General features: G+C 67.4%; 4 protein-coding genes and 3 pseudogenes. 2 read left to right on the top strand and 5 right to left on the bottom strand.

What is annotated here, in order from left to right:
* Positions 1 to 440, bottom strand: a pseudogene (locus GA0115254_RS36815) (hypothetical protein); the annotation flags it as partial.
* Positions 441 to 621: 181 nt separating this feature from the next.
* On the opposite strand from GA0115254_RS36815, the pseudogene GA0115254_RS36810 reads away from it, so the two are divergent.
* Positions 622 to 1179, top strand: a pseudogene (locus GA0115254_RS36810) (transposase); the annotation flags it as partial.
* 144 nt (positions 1180 to 1323) lie between these two features.
* Here the strand turns inward: GA0115254_RS36810 and GA0115254_RS36805 are convergent.
* The 4 genes from GA0115254_RS36805 to GA0115254_RS36790 form a co-directional block, all read right to left on the bottom strand.
* On the bottom strand, positions 1324 to 1806 hold the full coding sequence (locus GA0115254_RS36805) for a GNAT family N-acetyltransferase (protein ID WP_093899607.1): 483 nt from the start codon (positions 1804 to 1806) through the stop codon (positions 1324 to 1326).
* A 226-nt stretch (positions 1807 to 2032) separates the two neighbouring features.
* Complete coding sequence (locus GA0115254_RS36800) at positions 2033 to 2827, bottom strand: MerR family transcriptional regulator (protein WP_093899606.1); 795 nt, start codon at positions 2825 to 2827, stop codon at positions 2033 to 2035.
* Positions 2828 to 2842: 15 nt separating this feature from the next.
* Positions 2843 to 3427 (bottom strand): ABC transporter permease, encoded by a 585-nt coding sequence (locus GA0115254_RS36795; protein WP_305137742.1) that lies wholly within the window; start codon positions 3425 to 3427, stop codon positions 2843 to 2845.
* Positions 3428 to 3432: 5 nt separating this feature from the next.
* Positions 3433 to 3798 (bottom strand): YciI family protein, encoded by a 366-nt coding sequence (locus GA0115254_RS36790; RefSeq protein ID WP_093899605.1) that lies wholly within the window; start codon positions 3796 to 3798, stop codon positions 3433 to 3435.
* Between the two features lie 198 nt (positions 3799 to 3996).
* Here GA0115254_RS36790 and GA0115254_RS36785 point away from each other — a divergent pair.
* Positions 3997 to 4640: pseudogene (locus GA0115254_RS36785) on the top strand (dihydrofolate reductase family protein).
* Positions 4641 to 4764: the final 124 nt, after the last annotated feature.

Genomic DNA, 4764 nt, shown 5'->3' with positions numbered 1-4764 from the left:
CGGCCCTGCTGCCTTTCCCAGCCCCAGGACATCGGCCAGGAGGCGAGGACCTTGTCCAGGTCCGGGGACAGGAGGTGGGTGCTGCCAGGCTTGGAGCTGACGGCGACCGCGCCGTCCGGGAGGACGGCCAGGGTCGCCGTGTCGCCTTCCGGTATGGCCGACGGGCCACCACCCGGCACCGCCTGTCCGAACACGGCGGTGGCGGTGGGCTTTCCGTCGGAGCCGTGGCGGGTGATCAGCTGGTAGCCGAAATCCTGCTCGGCGGGGTCGGCCGCGCCGGCCGCGTGCGCGCGGTAGCGGCGCAGGCCGGTCAGCACGTAGGTGTCGCCGACCGCCGTCGCGACCGCGTGATCGACCCTGAATCCCCATCCGCCGGCTTCGGGGTCGAGACGGTGGACCTCCAGCAGGGACGCGGGCGCGGTGATCGGCAGCAGTGTCATACCGGCATCATCTCCCCTGCCACCGACAACTCGCGCCGAGACTGCCGCAAGACGTTCACGCGACCGGCTTCCTTTCGGGTGCAGCCGACCTGGGGCCCCGGCGGCTACCGGCTGGGGGACCGGGATCCGCTGGGGCGGGCCTGGGCGAGGGAGGGGAGTGACAGGTAGTGCTGCCAGCCGGGCGCCCCCGGTCCTCGCGGTCGGCGATGGCGCACTCGGGTTCTGGAAGGCCCTGCGTGAGGTCTTCCCCACCGCCCGCGAACAAAGGTGCTGGGTTCACAAAACGGCCAACGTCCTGGACGCCATGCCGAAGTCGGCCCAGCCCGCGGCGAAGAAGGCGATCCAGGACATCTACAACGCCGAGGACCGCGAGCACGCCGAGCGGGCCATTCAGACCTTCGCCAAGCTCTACGGCGCGAAGTTTCCCAAGGCCGTCAAGAAGATCACCGACGATCAGGACGTCTTGCTGGAGTTCTTCGACTACCCGGCCGAGCACTGGATCCACCTGCGGACCACCAACCCGATCGAGTCGACCTTCGCCACCGTCCGGCTCCGCACCAAAGTAACCAAGGGCGCTGGCTCCCGTGCCGCTGGCCTGGCGACGGTGTTCAAGCTCGTCGAGTCCGCCCAGGCGCGCTGGCGGGCCGTCAACGGAGCCCACCTCGTCCCGCTCGTCCGCGCCGGGGCCCGCTTCGAACGCGGCCAGCTCATAGAGCGCCCCGAGGCGGTGGCGGCATAACGGGAGCCCTCACTGTTCTGGCTAACGGGCTGCCCGACGTGCGGAAGACAACCCTGAGCCCGCACCCTGTCCCGGCACCCGGGCCTACCGCCAATCAGCAAGATTATTGGTCGCCTGATGGATGCCGCCCACCCGTTCTTGCCCTTACAGGTTCTTACGCATGGACATCGACGACACTTCGTAGCCGCTGTGGCGATACATTGCGATGGCCGCCTCGTTGCCTCCGACGACATTCAAGGCAAGCGCTGTCTTGCCCTCGCGAGCGACGAGCTCCTCGGCGGCTGCGAGGATGGCAGATCCGTATCCACGGCGTCGGAACGGCTCGAAGACGTTGATGTCGTACAGCCACGCGGAGCTAGCGGTGCCCGACGCTTGGCCCGGATCCGGACCGATCCACGCGTTCCCCACCACCTCGCCCGATCCGTTCTCCGCCATCACGAGCTGATGACCGGCTGTGTCGGGGCCGTCAGGGAGGAACTTGGCCGTGCCGTGCCTGACCCGTTCTCGCGCCAGTTCTTCCGGCATGAACTTGCCGAGCGCACGAGCCGCCTCGGCTTCACGATGCTCAGTCGCCGCGCGATACTCCGTCGGCGTCATCTTCCGCAAGGTCACCTGCTGCGCATCCATGCCGTCATCTTCAACCGGTCGCTTGTAACAGCGCTACTGGTTTCCAAGCCCGATGGCCCTCGCCGTCACCACCACGCTCAGCCACAACGCCAACGACTCGACCCACAGGTTTTGACAATTGCTCCCCACCCTCACCGCGCCGGCCCTGTTCCTCACTGAGGCAGACGGCCGCCCCGGGGATCACGTGCACCCCCAAATAGCGTCCCTCCAGGACCCTGACCTGCCTTCACGATGGCGGCAGCTCAGTGTTGAGTCGCTCGGCAGGCACTCGCTCGATGCGGGTCCAGCCCCTCCAGCCACGCTCCTCCAGAATCGCCAACAACCGCGCGGCGTGCGGTGAGGGCTCGACCATGGTCGAGTCCAGCAGGTCGACGAACTGGTCGTCGATGCCGTCGTCGGCGCCCACCTCGCCGGCCTCCACGGCGCGAATCATCAAGCGCTCCATGGTGTCGGCGACCTCGACGATCCGCGGATCGTCGGCCGGCCAGTCGAGTGCCCCGCTGAGAAGGCTGTAGAGCTTCACCATGTCGGGGTCGTCCAGCTCCTCGTGCTTCTTGGCGATCACGGAGTCGATCGAATGCGGCACCTGGGCAGCGATCATGATCCAGGCGTCCCGCTCCATCTCGATGTACCGCTCCTCAACGCCGAGACCGCGCAGCCGGTCGAGGTAGTCCACAACGCTCTGCGGAAGCGCCAGGTGCTCTCCGGCGGCAAGCCTGGCGAGGCGGCTGCGAGTGTCCTGCAGCCGCCGGATCTCGGCGCGCAGGGCCTTGTCGATCTCCTGGACGCCGCCAGCGAACTCCTCCAGGCCGGCGTCGAGGAGTTCCTGCACCCGAGCCAGCGGCACGCCTGCATCAGCCAGGGTGCGGATCCGGATCAGTCGCACGACCGCGACAGCGTCGTAGGTCCGGTTTCCGGACCGGTCGCGCTCGGGCTCCGGCAGCAACCCGATCCGGTGGTAGTGGCGTACCGCCCGCACCGTCACCCCGGCGTACGCTGCAAGCTGGCTGATGGTGAGCATGGGTCCCAGCCTGCCTCAGGCGATCTTCCGGCGATAGGCGGCCATCGCGAAGACGTACGCCACGACGAGGATGCCGACGCACCACGCGAGGGCGGTCCAGATGTCGTCGCCGACCGGCTTCTGGGCGAACAGGTTGCGGATCGTGTTGACGATCGACGTCACCGGCTGATGTTCGGCGAACCAGCGCACCGGGCCGGGCATCGTTTTGGTGGGCACGAACGCCGAACTGACGAACGGCAGGAAGATGAGGGGGTAGGCGAACGCGCCCGCTCCCTCGACCGATGACGCGGAGAGCCCGGGGATCACGGCGAGCCAGGTCAGCGCCAGGGTGAACAAGAGCAGGATGCCGGCGACCGCGAGCCATGCCGACACTCCTGCACCTGAGCGGAAGCCCATGAGCACAGCGACGCCCACGACGAGCACAAGAGCGATCAGATTGGCGACCAGCGAGGTGACGACGTGGGCCCACAGCACACCCGACCGAGCGATCGGCATGGACTGGAAGCGCTCGAAGATACCGCTCTTCACATCGGTGAACAGCCGGTACGCCGTGTAGGAGATGCCTGAGGCGATGGTCATAAGCAGGATGCCGGGCAGCATGTAGTTCACATACGAAACCGACCCGGTATCGATGGCGCCTCGATGCCCAGGCCGTTGAACCGGGCGTCCGGGATCATCGCGGCCAGCTCCAGCGCACGGTCCCTGCTCGCGACGTCGACCAGGTAGTAGCCGCCCCCCAGGAACCCCTTGGCCTCCAGGTAGGGACCGTCGGTGACGACCGGCACACCGTCGCGGACGCGGATCACCGAGCTCTGGGACGGGTCGGCCAGCGCCTCGGTGCCGATCATCTCGCCGGACTCGCCGATCGTCTTCATGAATGTGCCGTGGCCGTCCATGATCTCCTGGCGCTCGGCGTCGGTCAGTTCCTCCATGATGGCCGGGTTGATGTGCATGATCAGCAGGAACTTCATGTCCAACTCCTCACCGTCGTGGCGCCCGGTCGGGCCCCGTCATGGGGTGGTCGTCGCGGGCCGACCGCTCTTGACATGCCGGCGGCGGGTTGAGCAGATCATGATTCTGCCGGTACGGGTCAAGATCCGTCGATCGGCTCCGGCCTCACGGTGACGATCCAAATTTCACCACTGTTATCGCCATCACAGGAGGAACACGTGGCTCAGCTACTGAGAGTCCAGAACTTCAACGTCTCGAGTGACGGAATCGGTGCCGGTGAGGACCAGACCCTCGAGAGGCCATTCGGTCATGTCGAGCCCGAGAGGCTGTTCGCCTGGGCCGGCGCCACGGCGAGCTGGCCCATGCGCACCGACCCCGGGGGCAGCCGGGGTCTCGACGACTACCTCACGCGGGACTACGCCCGCAACATCGGCGCCGAAATCATGGGCCGCAACAAGTTCGGGCCCCAGCGCGGGCCCTGGCACAACCACGAGTGGCGCGGCTGGTGGGGTGACCAGCCCCCGTTCCGCACCCCGGTGTTCGTCATGACCCACCACACACGTCCTTCGTTCACGCTCTCCGACACCACGTTCCACTTCGTCGCCAGCGACCCAGCCACGGTCCTCGAGCAGGCCCGGGAGGCGCCGGGGGCAAGGACGTCCGACTCGGCGGCGGAGCCACCACCATCCGGCAGTTCCTCGACGCCGACCTCGTCGACACCCTGCACATCGCGGTCTCGCCGCTGAAGCTCGGATCCGGAGTACGACTCTGGGAGTCCCCCGATGAGCTGCTCGACCGGTTCCACCTTGAGGTGGTGCCCAGCCCGAGCGGGGTGACGCACCACCTGTTCTGGCGAAAGTGACCGGACCTCAAGGCTGCCCCCGGCCGGCTGTTTTGCCTCCCGGGGCTGCCCTGAGGCGGGCCGCCGAGCGATGGCTACTCAGCGTTACTTGTCGGGCTACGGCAGCTATACGAGAACCGGGCCT

The sequence above is a fragment of the Streptomyces sp. Ncost-T10-10d genome, from assembly GCF_900091955.1.
Taxonomy (GTDB): Bacteria; Actinomycetota; Actinomycetes; order Streptomycetales; family Streptomycetaceae; genus Streptomyces.
This window is presented reverse-complemented; position numbering and strand designations above follow the sequence as displayed.

What these genes read in the sequence shown, in the direction of transcription:
- GA0115254_RS36805 (WP_093899607.1), bottom strand. Translation starts at nt 1,806, where the DNA reads ATGGATGCGCAGCAGGTGACCTTGCGGAAGATGACGCCGACGGAGTAT.
- GA0115254_RS36800 (WP_093899606.1), bottom strand. Translation starts at nt 2,827, where the DNA reads ATGCTCACCATCAGCCAGCTTGCAGCGTACGCCGGGGTGACGGTGCGG.
- GA0115254_RS36795 (WP_305137742.1), bottom strand. Translation starts at nt 3,427, where the DNA reads ATGCTGCCCGGCATCCTGCTTATGACCATCGCCTCAGGCATCTCCTAC.
- GA0115254_RS36790 (WP_093899605.1), bottom strand. Translation starts at nt 3,798, where the DNA reads ATGAAGTTCCTGCTGATCATGCACATCAACCCGGCCATCATGGAGGAA.